11 protein-coding genes are annotated in these 14,433 nt (G+C 58.7%); 8 read left to right on the forward strand and 3 right to left on the reverse strand.

Annotation, left to right across the window (positions count from 1 at the left end; all coding sequences use genetic code 11):
- Nucleotides 1–2 precede the first annotated feature (2 nt).
- Nucleotides 3–1,097 (reverse strand): LacI family DNA-binding transcriptional regulator, encoded by a 1,095-nt coding sequence (locus HGP14_RS06125; protein WP_168828975.1) that lies wholly within the window; start codon nucleotides 1,095–1,097, stop codon nucleotides 3–5.
- 496 nt (nucleotides 1,098–1,593) lie between these two features.
- Between HGP14_RS06125 and HGP14_RS06130 the strand changes: the two genes are divergently transcribed.
- The 6 genes from HGP14_RS06130 to HGP14_RS06155 all read left to right on the forward strand — a co-directional run bounded on the left by HGP14_RS06130 (nucleotide 1,594) and on the right by HGP14_RS06155 (nucleotide 8,559).
- Nucleotides 1,594–2,628, forward strand: coding sequence for a ketopantoate reductase family protein (locus HGP14_RS06130; RefSeq protein ID WP_205927052.1), 1,035 nt, complete (start codon nucleotides 1,594–1,596; stop codon nucleotides 2,626–2,628).
- Nucleotides 2,629–2,752: 124 nt separating this feature from the next.
- Nucleotides 2,753–3,814 (forward strand): ketopantoate reductase family protein, encoded by a 1,062-nt coding sequence (locus tag HGP14_RS06135; RefSeq protein WP_168828976.1) that lies wholly within the window; start codon nucleotides 2,753–2,755, stop codon nucleotides 3,812–3,814.
- 52 nt (nucleotides 3,815–3,866) lie between these two features.
- Nucleotides 3,867–4,973 (forward strand): sugar ABC transporter substrate-binding protein, encoded by a 1,107-nt coding sequence (locus tag HGP14_RS06140; protein WP_168828977.1) that lies wholly within the window; start codon nucleotides 3,867–3,869, stop codon nucleotides 4,971–4,973.
- 16 nt (nucleotides 4,974–4,989) lie between these two features.
- The gene (locus HGP14_RS06145) at nucleotides 4,990–6,015 is read left to right on the forward strand and encodes an ABC transporter permease (RefSeq protein ID WP_168828978.1); all 1,026 of its coding nucleotides are present in this window, start codon (nucleotides 4,990–4,992) and stop codon (nucleotides 6,013–6,015) included.
- On the forward strand, nucleotides 6,012–7,529 hold the full coding sequence (locus HGP14_RS06150) for a sugar ABC transporter ATP-binding protein (protein ID WP_168828979.1): 1,518 nt from the start codon (nucleotides 6,012–6,014) through the stop codon (nucleotides 7,527–7,529). Before HGP14_RS06145 ends, HGP14_RS06150 begins: the two co-directional genes overlap by 4 nt.
- A gap of 49 nt (nucleotides 7,530–7,578) precedes the next feature.
- Nucleotides 7,579–8,559 (forward strand): ABC transporter permease, encoded by a 981-nt coding sequence (locus HGP14_RS06155; protein WP_168828980.1) that lies wholly within the window; start codon nucleotides 7,579–7,581, stop codon nucleotides 8,557–8,559.
- 42 nt (nucleotides 8,560–8,601) lie between these two features.
- On the opposite strand, the gene HGP14_RS35420 is transcribed toward HGP14_RS06155, so the two are convergent.
- Together HGP14_RS35420 and HGP14_RS06165 are read right to left on the reverse strand one after the other, a co-directional pair.
- Nucleotides 8,602–10,380 carry an extracellular solute-binding protein gene (locus HGP14_RS35420; protein ID WP_168828981.1) on the reverse strand — a complete coding sequence of 593 codons (1,779 nt, stop codon included), beginning with the start codon at nucleotides 10,378–10,380 and terminating at the stop codon, nucleotides 8,602–8,604.
- Between the two features lie 68 nt (nucleotides 10,381–10,448).
- Nucleotides 10,449–11,378, reverse strand: coding sequence for an NAD(P)-dependent oxidoreductase (locus HGP14_RS06165; RefSeq protein ID WP_281408071.1), 930 nt, complete (start codon nucleotides 11,376–11,378; stop codon nucleotides 10,449–10,451).
- 361 nt (nucleotides 11,379–11,739) lie between these two features.
- Between HGP14_RS06165 and HGP14_RS06170 the strand changes: the two genes are divergently transcribed.
- Together HGP14_RS06170 and HGP14_RS06175 are read left to right on the forward strand one after the other, a co-directional pair.
- On the forward strand, nucleotides 11,740–12,873 hold the full coding sequence (locus tag HGP14_RS06170; RefSeq protein ID WP_168828983.1) for an ABC transporter substrate-binding protein: 1,134 nt from the start codon (nucleotides 11,740–11,742) through the stop codon (nucleotides 12,871–12,873).
- 63 nt (nucleotides 12,874–12,936) lie between these two features.
- Nucleotides 12,937–14,427 carry a sugar ABC transporter ATP-binding protein gene (locus HGP14_RS06175; protein WP_168828984.1) on the forward strand — a complete coding sequence of 497 codons (1,491 nt, stop codon included), beginning with the start codon at nucleotides 12,937–12,939 and terminating at the stop codon, nucleotides 14,425–14,427.
- Nucleotides 14,428–14,433 lie beyond the last annotated feature (6 nt).

Consider the following 14,433-nt stretch of genomic DNA (forward strand, 5'->3'; position numbering starts at 1 on the left):
GCCTAAGCAGGCTGCGCCCTCTCATTCGAGGGCAAATTCGTCCCCCGCTTGCGCGCTGGCCCTGTTGTTCCCCGCACGATCATGTGCGGGGTCAGGAGAATGCGTTTTACAGGCTGATGGAGATTGTCGATCAGGCTCATCAAGAGCTCCGCGCTTTCAGATCCGAGATCACGGCCGGCGGTATGCAAAGTGGTCAAGGGCGGCGAGAGCATGTTCATAAACGGAAGATCGTTGACGCCGGCGATCGAAATCTGTTCCGGGCAAGCGACACCGGCCGATCTGAGGGCCACGAGGCACCCAACTGCCAGAAGATCATTGAAAGCGAGGACCGCGCTGCTGGTCAGCCCGTTCGCCAGCATCTGTCCCATGATGCGCTCGCCCTCGGCAACATCATAGGCTTGTGCCTCGATCACGTCGAAGCGGCAGCCGGCAGCCTTTTCCAATCGCGTGCCCGCGTTGAAGCCAGCGAGCCTGTTCTGGGCCGTCGATGCGGCCAATGGCGGTGTCACATAAGTGATGTCCCGATGGCCGAGATCGAGCATATGTTCAACGAGCGCTTGGACTCCGACGACATCGTCCATCGAGACGGAAGAGATGCGGCTGTCCCGGGGATCGCGCAGAACCGCGACCGTCGGTATCCCAAGCTTCAGGCACAGGTCCACTGACGGGTCGTTGAGTTCGAAGCTTGCCACGATGAGGCCGGCGACGAACTGGCTGCCCATGCGTTCGATAATCGAACGCAGCTTTGTCGGATTGTAGTCTGAGTTCGCGACGAAGGTCACATAACCTTCCTCCGCGACGCGCTCTTCGATGGACGCGATGATCGGCGAGAACAGCGGGTCACTCAGATTGGGTACAATAAGACCAATCGTGCCGGTCTTCTGCGTACGCAGACTGGAAGCCAGCGTGTTGGGTTTGTAGCCGAGCTGCTCCGCGACCTTTTCGATTTTCCGGACGACCTTGCTTGAAATCCGATGGCTTGCCTTCGGGTTGAGCGCCCGAGAGGCAGTCGAAACGTGCACACCGGCACTGTTTGCGACGTCGACAATGGTTACGCGCGAACGCTTCTTCTGATCCTCGCGGAGAGTGTCACTCATCTCGTTCCAGCCACGTTGCATTGATTCAGTACTACTTCAGGAAAATAAGCGATCAAACCTTTGCGCACAAGCGAGCGTGTCTGGAACCGCCGGAGCACTCAGAACGATTACCGCAAAAGCCATAGTCGGGAAACTTTAATCAGCTCTGACCGTGAAAGGCTCTCCGACGACTCATTTGCAGAAAAAAACAGCGTTTGCCTCATCGGTTTGTAAGTGGACTGACGTCACAAAACAGGGCGGAGGACATCGGCGCCGTCCCGCATCCTGGCCGCCGCGTCACTTCCAAACTATAAATAAAGACAAACGGTTGCACAAAGAAACGGTTGGTAGAGGCATCGAGCGTCTCGCCCTTTCAAAGGTATCAAGAGAAAACGTCGCGGAAACTTGAGAAACTTTGCGCAAACGTTTGCACTTGACTCTGGTCCTTATCCCTTTTATCGATGCGGTCGGAGGCGGCAACATCGGGTGCCGGCGGGACAATGGAGAGGAATCTGCAATGGCCTGGGATATGACGCGTGATTTGAAGATCGCGTTCGTCGGGACGGGCGCTCAAGGCGCATCAATCGGGGTTGATTTCGCGTTGGCCGGGCTGGATGTGACGTTTATCGAGCAATGGCCGGAGCATGTCTGCGCCATGCGAGAGAATGGCATAACCGTCCATCTGCCTTCCAGGTCAATCAATGCAAACGTTCGCGCTCTACATCTATGCGACGTGGCGGAACTTCGTGAGCCTTTCGACGTCGTTTTTCTGGTCGTCAAGGCCTATGATACCCGTTGGACATGCCAGTTGGTCGAGTCCGTTCTGGCGCCTGACGGCTTCGTCGTCGGGGTCCAGAATGGGATGACGCTTGACGACATCGCTGCCGTGGTCGGCGATGAGCGCTGCGTGGGCGCCGTATTCGACATGGCCTCCAACATGTTCACGCCTGGAGTCACCAATCGTCAGAACGATCACGATACCTCCTGGTTTGCGCTTGGTGCCGTTGATGCAGGCAATCGGCAACGTGTCGAGCGGATTGCCGAATTGCTGCGACACAGCGGTCGTGTGGAAGTCTCCGACGACATTCGCTCCGCCAAGTGGATGAAGCTGATCGTCAATGCCGCTCAACTCGTTCCATCAGCGATATTGAACCTTCCGTTTGCGGAGGCGGTGAGAGCGCCCGGCACGGAGGGCGTCATGCGAGCTGCCGGTTACGAGGCAATGCGGGCCGCGCAAATTGACGGGGCAAAGATTGTTCCGATCCTCGGGATGCCGCCGACGAAAACCAACGATCCGGAACGATATGTCGATGAGATCTTCGACGAGGTTCTCAAGACTTTCATGATGCCCGATACGCTGACGACCGTCCTGCAGGACTGGCGAAAAGGTCGGCGCGGCGAAGTTCTCGACATCAACGGCCACGTCGTGAAGACGCTGGAGAAGGCCGGTCGGTCTGCGCCCGTCAACAGCAGGATCGTCGAGGTCGCGCTGTCGATCGAGAGAGGCGAACTGCAGGCACAGCCATCCAATAGCTCCCTTCTCGTCGCGTGACCAAATGCGTGAAGGAGGCATCCGCATTGGTCCTGCAGGGGAGAATTTCGGGCGCGCCAGTCGAACGGCTGGAAATGTTTTAACCGCGCGAGCAGCGCATGCCATTTGCAAAGGAGAGAGCCACATGACTTGGGATAAAACGCGCGGCCCGAAGATCGCGTTCGTCGGAACCGGCGCGCAAGGGGCATCGATCGGTGCTGACTTTGCCCTGGCCGGTCTCGATGTCACCTTCATCGAGCAGTGGCCCGAGCATGTCACGGCGATACGCGAGGACGGCATAACCGTAAACTTGCCGACACGGACCATCAATGCAAAGGTTCCGGCGCTTCATCTCTGCCAGGTTGCGGAAATCAAGGAGCCATTCGATGTCGTCTTTCTCGTGGTCAAGGCCTACGACACCAAGTGGGCGTGTCAGCTCATAGAGCCGTGCCTGGCTCCGGACGGCTTGGTTGTCGGCCTTCAGAACGGCATGACACATGAGGACATCGCCGCCATCGTCGGCCGGGAACGAACGATCGGTGCGGTTATCGAAATCGCCTCCAATATGTTCGTGCCGGGCATCACCAACAGGCAGAATGACCATGATACGTCATGGTTTGCGCTTGGCGCGCTCGATCCGAAGACGCAGGAGCGTGTGGAGGACGTTGCCGAACTGCTGCGCAACTCCGGCACGGTCGAGGTCGTCGACGACATTCGCTCCGCCAAGTGGATGAAGCTCGTCGTCAACGCGGCTGAACTGATCCCCTCGGCAATCGTCAATCTGGCATTGGCCGATGCCGCCCGCGCCCCGGGAATGCTCGAGGTGATGCGGGCCGCCGGGTACGAGGCGATGCAGGCAGCGCTCGCCGACGGGGCAAAGATCGTTCCGATTATCGGTATGCCACCGGTCACGACCAATCATCCCGAACGGTACGTCGATCAGATTTTCGAGGAAGTGCTGAAGACGTTCTCGCAGCCGGACACGCTGACCACGTCCCTGCAGGATTGGCGCAAAGGCCGGCGCGCGGAGGTGCAGGAGGTCAACGGCTGGGTCGTGGATATCCTGCGAACTCACGGTCAGTCATCGCCGATCAACCAGCGCGTCGTGGAGGTGGCCTTCGACATCGAAGCCGGGAGACTCGAAGCGCAACCGCAAAACTCCAGGCTTCTGATCGAAGCCCATGAGGCTATCGCCGACCGCCGATGAAGCGCGGAGGTGCGGCGCATCTATGTGCATTTAACCTGAGGAGGAGAATGGCATGAAATCGCATTTGAAATTCGGCCTGTTCGCCGGGTGGCTGCTGACAGCCGCCACCGCGTGCGCAAGCATCGTGCTTCCGGCCGGCCAAGCAACCGCCGGCGAAGCGAAGGGCGGACGTCTGATCGTCGGTATCGACGAGACGGCCTCGGAATATTGGTCGGAATATCTGCAGGGCGTGAAGGATATCGCGACGTCGCTCGGCAAGGAGCCCGCCGTTCTGACGAGCAATTATCAGGGCGATCAGTTGCTGGCACAGCTTGGCGCCACCTACTCAGCTGGGTGCAATCAATGCGCGCTTGCGACCGATCCGTCGTCGAATGCCTTCGTGAAGGCGGTTGTGAACCGATCGGCCAAGGCCAAGGTGCACGTCGTCACGATCTGGAACCGGCCCGAAGACATCCATCCCTGGGACACCAATTCGAAGTACTGGGTCGCCCATACGTCCTTCGACGGTGTGATGTCTGGCTACTATCAGGCCATGGCGCTCTGCAAGGCGCTGAACGGCAAGGGCAAGATTGCCGCGATCGAGGGTGTTCCGTCGACGCCGCCGGCCTTTCAGCGTATCGCCGGCTTGAAGAAAGCGCTCAAGGAATGCCCCGGACTGGAGCTCGTCGACACCCAGGTTGGCGATTGGCAGGAAACCAAGGCGCAAAACATAACCCGCACCTGGCTCGCGCGTTACGGCGACCAACTGCAGGGTATTTTTGCCTCCAACGATGCGATGGGCCGCGGAGCAGTCGCTGCGCTGAAGGAAAAAGGCCTGAACGGCAAGATCCTGGTCACCGGTTCGGACGGATCGAACATCGGCCTGGAAATGGTCAAGAGCGGCGACATGCTTGCGACAGTCTGGAATGACCCGGTCTTGCAAGGCGCGGTTTCCATGTCGCTGGCCTACGCCGCAGCAATCGGCGACATCGATCCGGAGAAGCTGACGCATGCGCAGCGCGATTTCTATCTCAAGCAGGACGTCGTGACGAAGGACAACGTCGACAAGTATCTGGATCTCAAGAAGAACGCGCCGAATTACACGTACGACCAGATCAAGCAGGACTTCTGGAAGGATTCCGCAGGTCAGATTCCCGAAGGCGCAAACGAGAATAACTAATCGGAAGGAGGGGTCGATGGAGGCCGCTACCAGGATGCACTCCCAAACGGTCGCTCGCTCACTGACGGTCCTCGACACGGTCAGAAGCAAGTTGCCATGGACCCAGTTCGCTGGTCCCATCGCAGCACTGATCGTGCTGTCCGTGGGCTTTCAACTGGTCAGTGGAAGCTTCTTTACGATCGACAACCTCAAATCCGTCGTCGAGGCAGCGGCGGTCCCGGCAATACTCGCGGCTGCCATCAGTTTCGTGGTCATCATGGGCTCCATCGATCTGTCGCTGGAGGGCATCATGGCTGCGACGAGCATGATCGTCGCTCTGTTGGTTGCGAACGGCGTCAACGGCAACGACTACGGCATGATGGGCTTGCTGGCCGCGCTTGCGGCCGGCTTGGCCTTCGGCTTCTTCAACGCGGTGCTCAACGCAATTTTGCGGATGCCGTCGCTGATCGTCACCCTCGGCACATGGTTTGTCGGGTTGGGGATCGCGGCGGTGCTTTTCCCGGAACGCGTGCCGCAGATCAACGATCCGCTTGTCCTAAACCTGGCAAGACTTCGGATCTTCGACTTGAGCCTCGTCGTCTACATCGCGCTGGCAGTGATCGTCGTCAGTCAACTCGTCCTCAATTATACGAGGCTTGGGCGGATGATCTACGCAATCGGTGGTGACGAGAGTTTGCTGGTCGCCTCCGGCTTGCGCCTCCGGCACATTAAGATCGCGGCTTTCGCAATCTGTGGCCTTCTGGCGGGGTTGTGCGGCGTGCTGCTGTCCGCACAACTGAGCACCGGCAATGCCAATATCGGCAATGGCCTGCTGTTTCCTGCGATTAGTGCCTCGGTGCTGGGTGGAACGGTTCTGACCGGCGGGCGGGGCGGAGCGGTGCAATCCGCGTTAGGCGCCTTGATCCTCGAAGTGCTCAACAACGGCCTGATCCAGATTGGCGCAGGTCCCTATACACGCCACATTATCAGCGGCGCGGTCATCATCGTCGCAGTTGCCGCCGGCGGATGGCACCGCCGTAGCAAACTGAGGGTGGTAAAATGACAGGTTCGCTTGTTCTCCAAGGCATGCGCAAAACCTATGGCAATGTCGTCGCTCTCGAAGACATTGATCTGGAGATTCCTGCCGGGCAGGTCCTCGGTCTGATCGGCCAGAACGGCTCCGGAAAGTCCACCTTGCTGAAGATATTGGCAGGGCTCACGATGCCGGATCAGGGCCGGCTGCTGCTTGATGGAAAGCCGATCGTCCTGGGGTCTGCAGCAGCAGCCGGCAGCTATGGCATCGGGATGGTTCACCAGGAACAATCGCTCATTCGAAACCTGACTGTCGCTGAAAACATCTTTCTGGATAAGCCGCATCCTGCCAAGCGAAATGGGCTTTATAGATGGTCGGCGCTGAACGAGGCAGCGCGCATGCAACTGCACAAGATTTCGGTCGATCTGCCGACCCACGTCCCGGTGGAGGATCTACGGTTTGCGGAACGCCAGCAGGTCGAACTCGCCAAGGTGCTCGCAATCGAGGAGCTTGTCGATCGGCCGCCCATCATCTTGTTTGACGAGCCTACGTCGGTGCTCACCCCCGACGAGATCAAATTGCTGTTCAAGCAGATCAACAGATTGCGCGGAAGCGCAACGATCGTTTTCGTCTCGCACCGGCTGGAGGAAGTGCTGGAAATCAGCGACCGGATCGTCGTCATGACGGATGGTCGAAAGGTGGCGGAGCGGGACAGCCGCTCGGTCGACCGCAACGAGCTCTATGAACTGATGGTCGGGCGGCAGCGCACGACCGAGCCTGGCCGAAACCGTGGTTTGGCGAAACAGGATGCGACTGCGGTCCTCAGGCTGGAACGGCTGGGCAGCGGAGCGCATTTCCGCAATGTCAGCCTTGCAGTCGGCCGCGGTGAGATTCTAGGGATAGCCGGCGTTCTCGGCTCCGGTGCCGAAGAGGTTTGCCGGGCGGTGTTCGGCGCGGAGCGCGTCGATACCGGCAGCATTGCGTTGAGTGGCAGAACGATGACCTCGTGCAGCCCGCGTACGGCCGTCCGGCGGGGTATAGGCTATCTTCCGGCAGACCGGCGCTCGGAGGGCATGCTGCCCAGCCGGTCTCTGTTCGAGAATGCCGTTTTGACATTCGGCCTCGATTACGGCTGGCGATCGCTTCTACTGCGGCGAGGCAAGGAGCGCCCGGTCGCGCTTGAATGGATGCGGCGCTTGAAGGTGAAGATGCACACGCCTTTTGCTCCGATTTCCAGCCTCAGCGGCGGCAATCAGCAGAAGACCGTGCTCGCAAAATGGCTCATGGCGAAAGACCTCAAGGTTTTGCTGCTTGATCATCCAAGCAGGGGTCTTGATCCCGGTGCGAGGGATGATCTCTTTGCTGTCATCCGCCAACAGGCAAAAAACGGACTTTCGATCATCTTCGTCGGAGACACGATTTCGGAACTTCTGGAACTCTCCGATCGTATCGTCGTCATGCGTGACGGCGAAATCACCGCCCGTTTCGATCTAAGGACGGGCGCTTTGCCGAAGGAAGAAGAAGTCGTGGCGGCTATGGTCTGACATCCATCCGACGGCCCCGCTGCCGCTGAAATTCATAGGGAACATCACGATGCAAAACGCACTCGACAGTACGCTTATCCGCGCTCTTGGCGGGCAACGGTCGACGATCCTGCAGGCGCTAGCCCCGATGCTTGTCATGATTGCGCTCGTGCTGGCCAGCGCCATGATCGCACCGGGGGTGCTCGAAACGGATTCCCTTTTGAGTTTCCTTTCGGACGCCGCGCCGGTCGTAGCACTCGTCATCGCCGGAACGCTGCCGATTCTGGCAGGCAGCATCGACCTGTCCGTCGCCGGCGTTGCATCCCTGGCCGGCGTTCTGGTCGTCGTCCTCAATCCGATCTTCGGCCCCTGGACGTCGGTTGTCGTTATCCTGATCGCCATGTGTTTCGGAGCCGCGCAAGGGTGGTTCCATGCGTGGCTGCAACTGCCCTCTTTCATCGTAACCCTGGGGACGCTAAGCATGCTGTCCGGTCTGGCGCTGCTTCTTTCGAACGCCACGGCCGAGCCGATTCCTGACAATGACCTGTTTGTGACCTGGCTTGCGGACAGCACCGCGGAAATTCCCAATACAGTGATCGCACTCGTCGTCATCGTCGCGCTCTTGGGAACCTTGTTGCGCTATCTGCGCCTTGGAAGAGATATTTATGCTTTGGGCACCGGCGAGCGCGCGGCAATCATGTCGGCGGTCAACGTGATCGCGGTGCGTACGACCATCTTCGCCGTATCGGCGGGTTGCGCCGCAATTGCCGGATTGTTTCTGATATCCGTAACGACGTTCAGCTCGCCGACGCTTGCAGGCAATTTGCTGTTGCTCTCGATCGTCGGCGTCGTTTTGGGCGGCACGGCAATATCGGGCGGCGTCGGCGGACTGCTCCCGGCAGTCGTGGGCGGTTTGATTACCTCCTGGCTGAGGATTGTCACGGTCATCATTGGCGTACAGCCGACGGCGCAGAACATCGTATTCGGCTTGACGGCCCTGGTGGCAGTTGCCCTCACCACCGATCGCAGCAAGCTCGGCATCATCAAGTGATGTGACCCGACGGTTGCGAGACGGCGCACATGTTAAAGGTGGCTAGTTTTCAGTCACGCGGCTTGTGCCACCAAGCGGAAAGTGCTCCGAATTGAGGGTCGAAGCCGAGTTTTGTCTGGGCCGTTTTCCGCGACCGGATTTCAAGCTGAATTCAATTTGCTGCGCAGCATCCTCAAGGGCACTCCGCGGCGATTTGTTTCCCAATAGCGCGTCGTGGATCTCCACGCCCAATGTCCTCTCGATCATCGTATATTGTGGGATATTTGGTCGTTGCCACGTATGCAGAAGATTCTTCTTCGCGAGTTGATCGACGAAACGGACGATCGGCGAACTTGCCGCCGCCTCCGGATCTGCGCTGACCGAAAAGCGCGGAGCAACCGGGAAACCGTTCTTGACGTGCGCCTTCATTGCTTCTCTCGACGCCATCCAGGCAATGGCATCAGCCGCCAGTTCCACCCGCTCTTCCGGCAGGTTGGTTGGAATGCAAAAAAGAAAGCCGCCGATCGGCGAAGCGCGGGTGCCTCCTGAACCGGATGGTTGCGGCAGATACTCCACCCGCCGCTTCACCACGGACTGAACGTCATATTCAAACCGGGCAGCCCGCATCGTCCAGAAATAGCCGAGGCTCGCTCTTCCCTTGAGGAAGACTGCAAGGGTCTGGTCCCAGGCCATTTCGAGAATCTTGGGAGGCGAAATTTCGATCAGCCGGCGCATGTATTCAAGAGCGGCAAACCCGGCGTCCGACAGGATTGTACAAGTCAGCTCTTCGAGATCGGCTCCGTCGAGCGTAAAGCCTGATCGCGTCTTTCGTAACGATATCGCCGGCTGTCCGCACGCCCCGAGGAAAAATAGAAAACTCGATGCTATCGGCATGCCCCGCGCACCGTCCCAGACCGCTCCGAACATGCCGTCGTTTGGCGAATGGAAGCGGCGCCCGGCGGCAATGACGTCGTCGAAGGTCTTGGGGAAGGGCAGTTCGGCCTCGGAGAAGAGGTCCTTTCTCGCCGCAAGAAACTCGACCGTGCAGTAGCCGGGCACTCCATAGTCGTTTCCCTCCCATGTCGCGGTGGACCATATGGAAGGGTGGAAATCGAGCGGGTTGATGCCGGTCTTCTGAATATAGGTATCCATAGGCCGGATGATGCCGCTCTCGGCAAACTCGCCAAGCCACGGCATGTTGATGGCGATCACATCATAGTCTGAAACCGCTCTCGCACCGTTCTCGCGTGCTCGAGTGTAAAGCTCCGGCAGGGGCAGGAGATCGAAATTTTTACGAGATGCGAGATTGTTGCGGAAGTCCGCCCACATGTTGCGCATCGCGGAAAAGTAATTGTCGTCATTCAGCAGAAACCGCAGCTCGATCTGCGATTCCGCGCGTTTCTGGACGAGACGCATGGGTGGAATGATCTGCGAGCCGAGCGGTGTTCCGCCGAAATAATACTCATCTTCCTCCTCGCCGGCGCGCAAGCCGAGCGTTTGCGCCAGCAGGGACTTCGTCTTGCGGGCATAGGATTCGAACGAGCGCAAAAGCTGCGCGCTGGGTTGCAAGGAGAAACTCTTGCCGGTGGTGCCCTTGGCCACTTTCTGGATATAGCCGCCATCGATGAGGCGGTTTATCAATCGCATCGACGTTGCATAGGGAAGACCGGATTCCTGTCCGAGCGTCGAGATCGAAACCGTCTGGCTCAGAATATGCGACTTGATGAGATAGGTGACGACCCGCCATATGGCATCGTCATCTGCAGGCTCAACGACGTCTCTGAAGGGTCGCCGCGTTTTTTCGATAAAGTCGATGACCCGCAGCATTTCATATTCGTTCACGTCGGCCTCCCAACCGTCGCGCGGTCGAAGATAAGGTTAACTGGCAAAGGCAAGCTTTGCCAGCCCATTCAGACAGCCTTCAGATCCCGGGGACTGGCAGTGGTGTCGCGTGCCGTCAATCCGGCCAGACGTTCATACTGTTCGAAAAGAACAAAAAAGTCCTTCTCCGCCAGCCCTTCGGCAAAGGCGGCCTCGTACTGCTGCCGGATCATCGATGCGAGATACATCGGCACGTGGTCGGACTTGGCCGCACCCAGGATGAGGTCGAAATCTTTCATCATTTGCGAAACGGAGAACGCTGGGTCGAAATTGCGATTGACGAGCAGATCCCGCTTATAGGCGATCAATGGGGAGGCGACCGCGCTTTCGCAGATGACGTTGAGCATTGTTTCGACTGAGAGATTACCCTTGAGCCCGAGTGTCAAGGCTTCGCCCAGAAGAGCGGCCGTCGCACCGACGAGGGCATTCAACACCAGCTTGAGGTAACGGGCTTCTTCGCCCCCGCCGAGATAGAACCGGCGAGAGGAGAAGCAGGCGAGTATTGGCTCTACCTTACGATAGGCCTCCTCAGGCCCGGAAACCATCACGGACAACATGCCGGAGGACGCCGTTACGGTGCTGCCGGACACAGGCGCCCGCAGATAGGCAACGCCTTTCTTGCTGAGGGCATCATTGACCTCGGCCGACAGTTCTGGAGAGACAGTACTCATTTCGACAAGGATCTGACCAGGCTTCAGCAAGTCGGCGAGGGCCCCGGGCGACAGTGTCAATTGCCGAAGAACTGCGTCGTTGGGAATGGTCAGCATGATAACATCAGCTGCTTCCGCAAGATCTTCAAGCGAGTGCGCGACATTTGCGCCCTGCGCGACCACGGAGGCCCGATTTTCGGGCAGTGGTTCATAGACCCACAGCGCATATCCGTTTTCCAGAACGCGGCGGCTCATTGGCATGCCCATTTTCCCGATTCCGGCCCATCCGACTTTCAACGTTTCGCTCATACACAACCTTCCTTTCCAGCCAGAACAAACTTGCCGGAGCTTTTTTTAAATGCCGCTATCTCAGGGAAGAACGTACAGGCACGTGAACAAACCGACGTTTGTGTGCAGACGCACCATCCTCCCGCAAGAATAGTATCTTCGACAGAAGCCGGATTGCTGCATCTAAAATATCCATTTTGGATAATTAAAGGTTTGTGGAAGCACAGGTTCATCCCTTAGCTTTCTTTTCGGATCGCACGGTGGTTCCTACGGGAGGAATATAGGCCGTCAACAAAAGAGAGTTGCCGCGGAAAACAAGGTTTTCCGCGAACGATACTTTGTTGCAGAGCGGTTTGACGAGTTTATCGGAGGAGAATCCAAAATGAAAAACAAAGCCATCGGCCTTATCGCTTCACTGGCTCTGCTCTCCAGCACAGTTTCGACATTCGCAGACACGTACGCAGGTGTTCCCAGAACCTTCCTGTTCAACCCGTCGCTCGATGTCTGCTTCAAGGATACCGCGGAGTACAAGAAGGAAGGTCCGTACACGATCGGCTTCTCGAATGCCGGCCTCGGCGATAGCTGGCGCGTGGTGATGCTGCATTCGATGGAAAAGGCCGCCGCTGAGCACAAGGATCAGATCAGTCATCTGCTCATCACCGATGCCGGTCATGACGACGCCAAGCAGGTGTCCGACATTCAGGATCTGATTTCACAGGGCGTCGATCTGCTCATCGTCAGCGCCAACACCGAGCAGGCTGTCGATCCGGCCGTGTCGCGCGCAATGGAGCAGGGGATTCCGGTGGTCATGGTCGATCGCCGTGTCTCCTCCGACAACTTCGTCACCTTCGTGACAGCGTCCGACGCGATGATGGGACGTCTGTTCGGACAATGGATCGCTGAAAAGCTGCATGGCAAAGGTAATATCGTCATTCTCGGCGGCCAAGCAGGCTCGAGCCCCAACGAGCTGCGCGTCAAGGCGGCAAAGCAGGTGCTCGACCAGTATCCGGACATCAAAATCCTCGATACCGTCTATTCCGACTGGAGCCCGGTCAAGGGCAAGCAAGTCATGCAGGCCGTAATTGCAAAATACGGCAAGAGCATCAACGCCGTACTGTCGACTCATGGGCTGCAGACTCCAGGCTCGATCGAAGCGTTCCTCGAAGCCGGCTTCAAGCCTGGCGAGATTCCGCCACACACCACCTCGGACGTGAACGGGCCCCTGCAGCTGGCGCTCAAATACAAGGTTCCGATGCTTGAGGTCGGCTATCCGCCGGCCATGGGCGGTACAGCGATTGACGTCGCCCTCAAGGTACTTTCCGGCGCCAAGGTTCCTTGCACCTACGAAATCAACGCGCAGATCGCGACGACCGATGGTGACGAGACGCCGTCCATTCGTCCCGATCTGCACGTCAAGGACATGGTGTTGCCGAATGCACCGGCGGACATGCTGGTAACGGGCGGCATGGGCCCCGACTACAATCCGTCGACCTTCAAAGTCGACTATCCGCAATAAGTCCTCCCAGGACACGGCGGGGCGACAGGTGCCCCGCCGGCTTCACAATTGCGAGGACAAGATATGTTGTCACTGACGGGAATCTGCAAATCCTTTCCCGGCGTCAATGCGCTCACAGACATGGGGCTCGATGTTCGCGCCGGTGAAATTCACGCGCTCGTAGGCGAAAACGGCGCCGGAAAATCGACGCTGACGCGCGTCATCGCCGGGGTTCACCAGCCGGACACGGGCACCATCACCTTTGACGGCAAGGCGGTCAAATGGGCCAAGCCCCGAGAGGCCAAACAGGCCGGAATACACGTGATTTATCAGGAGTTCGTGCTCTTCCCGCATCTGAGCGTCGCTGAGAACATCTTCATCGGCCACGAGCGCCGGAATCGCCTGGGCCTGATCGACCATCGCAAGGCGGCGGCCGACGCCAAGGAACTTCTCGCCCGCTTCGGCCTGGACCTCGACCCGAAGGCGCTGGTGAAGGACCTGTCGGTTGCAGACCAGCAGATGGTCGAGATCGCCAAGGCGCTCGTTCATGATGTCAAGCTGCTGATCCTCGACGAACCGACCGCTGTCATCTCCGGGCATGAAGTCGAAGTCCTCTTTGCTCGTCTCCGTTCGCTGCGCGACGCCGGTGTCGCAATCATCTACATCTCCCACCGCCTGGAGGAGATCTTTGCACTTTGCAATCGCGTGACCGTGCTGAAGGACGGCCGGTACGTCGGGACGCGCGACATCGCGAACGTCAATCGCGACGAGCTTATTTCCATGATGGTCGGCCGCTCGCTCGTGGAGCTCTTTCCGCCGCGCCGCCAATTGCCGGCGGATCGCTCCGTGGTCCTCGATGTGAAGAATGTCTCGGTTCCCGGCCGGGTGCGTAACGCATCCATCACCTTGCGTGCCGGCGAAATCACCGGGCTTGCGGGCATGGTGGGCGCGGGCCGATCCGAACTCGCATTCGCCATATTCGGCGCGCTGGAGAAGTCGGGCGGCGAGGTCATTTTGGACGGCAAGGATATCTCCAGAACTAGTCCCTCGCGCGCGATCGCCGCGGGTATCGGCCTTGTTACCGAAGATCGCAAAGGCCAGGGGCTCGCGATGCAACTCGACATCGCAGCCAATGTCACGGCTTCGACCCTGCCAAGCGTGACCCGGCTCGGCCTTGTCGACCGCCGCCAGGAAGACGAAATCGCAAAGCGTGAGATCAGCAACTACCGCATAGCCTGCCGTGGTCCGTCGACAGCGGTGTCGCTGATGTCAGGCGGCAACCAGCAAAAGGTCATTCTGGCCCGCTGGGCGCGCACCAGCACGCGCGTCCTCATTCTCGACGAGCCGACACGCGGCGTCGACGTCGGTGCAAAAACCGAAATCTACCGCATCATCCAGGAACTTGCCGACCGCGGCATCGCGATCCTGATGATTTCCTCGGAGCTGCCGGAAATCGTCGGCTTGTCCGATAGCGTCTTCGTCATGCGGGAAGGCGAGATCGTTGGTTCGCTCGACGCGGATACGATCAGCGAAGAAGCGGTAATCGCTCTCGCGACCCATCAACTTGCAGCGTGAGGTGGG

The organism is Rhizobium sp. P32RR-XVIII (assembly GCF_012641395.1).
Lineage (GTDB): Bacteria > Pseudomonadota > Alphaproteobacteria > Rhizobiales > Rhizobiaceae > Rhizobium.

What these genes read in the sequence shown, in the direction of transcription:
- HGP14_RS06155 (WP_168828980.1), top strand. Translation starts at nt 7,579, where the DNA reads ATGCAAAACGCACTCGACAGTACGCTTATCCGCGCTCTTGGCGGGCAA.
- HGP14_RS06150 (WP_168828979.1), top strand. Translation starts at nt 6,012, where the DNA reads ATGACAGGTTCGCTTGTTCTCCAAGGCATGCGCAAAACCTATGGCAAT.
- HGP14_RS06130 (WP_205927052.1), top strand. Translation starts at nt 1,594, where the DNA reads ATGGCCTGGGATATGACGCGTGATTTGAAGATCGCGTTCGTCGGGACG.
- HGP14_RS06145 (WP_168828978.1), top strand. Translation starts at nt 4,990, where the DNA reads ATGGAGGCCGCTACCAGGATGCACTCCCAAACGGTCGCTCGCTCACTG.
- HGP14_RS06175 (WP_168828984.1), top strand. Translation starts at nt 12,937, where the DNA reads ATGTTGTCACTGACGGGAATCTGCAAATCCTTTCCCGGCGTCAATGCG.
- HGP14_RS06170 (WP_168828983.1), top strand. Translation starts at nt 11,740, where the DNA reads ATGAAAAACAAAGCCATCGGCCTTATCGCTTCACTGGCTCTGCTCTCC.
- HGP14_RS06165 (WP_281408071.1), bottom strand. Translation starts at nt 11,378, where the DNA reads ATGAGCGAAACGTTGAAAGTCGGATGGGCCGGAATCGGGAAAATGGGC.
- HGP14_RS06140 (WP_168828977.1), top strand. Translation starts at nt 3,867, where the DNA reads ATGAAATCGCATTTGAAATTCGGCCTGTTCGCCGGGTGGCTGCTGACA.
- HGP14_RS06125 (WP_168828975.1), bottom strand. Translation starts at nt 1,097, where the DNA reads ATGAGTGACACTCTCCGCGAGGATCAGAAGAAGCGTTCGCGCGTAACC.
- HGP14_RS06135 (WP_168828976.1), top strand. Translation starts at nt 2,753, where the DNA reads ATGACTTGGGATAAAACGCGCGGCCCGAAGATCGCGTTCGTCGGAACC.